Below are 365 nucleotides of genomic sequence, written 5' to 3'. Positions count from 1 at the left end.
GTTTACACTGTTACTGCGATTGATGGGACCACCAGTGAAGTAACCATCACCATCAACGGTGCTGATGATCCATCCGAAATTACTGTCGGGGAAGGTGACTCAGACATGGGTGAGGTGACAGAAGATGTTGATGTCGAGCCAGAAAGCAACGACTTGATGGCGACGGGAACACTGACGATTACCGATGTTGATGCTAACGATGTCGCGGCTTTTCAACCTAACGGAACGTTTAATCCTGAAGGTTCGACCAATGATACCGCGTTGGGTATGTTGACCATTACCGACGATGGCGAATGGACTTATGTCGTAGACAACGACAACGTGCAATATCTCGATGACGATGAGTTTGTCACCGAGGTTTACAC

General features: G+C 48.2%; 1 protein-coding gene. It reads left to right on the top strand.

Translation table 11 applies throughout. The features are described 5' to 3' along the window. Positions 1-365: VCBS domain-containing protein (locus AB4512_RS23970; protein ID WP_372175997.1), on the top strand; the 365-nt coding region annotated here is incomplete at both ends.

Source organism: Vibrio sp. 10N.222.52.B7 (genome assembly GCF_041474275.1).
Classification (GTDB): domain Bacteria; phylum Pseudomonadota; class Gammaproteobacteria; order Enterobacterales; family Vibrionaceae; genus Vibrio; species Vibrio crassostreae_C.
The sequence above is the reverse complement of the archived record's forward strand: the minus strand, read 5'-3'. Positions and strand labels throughout refer to the sequence as shown.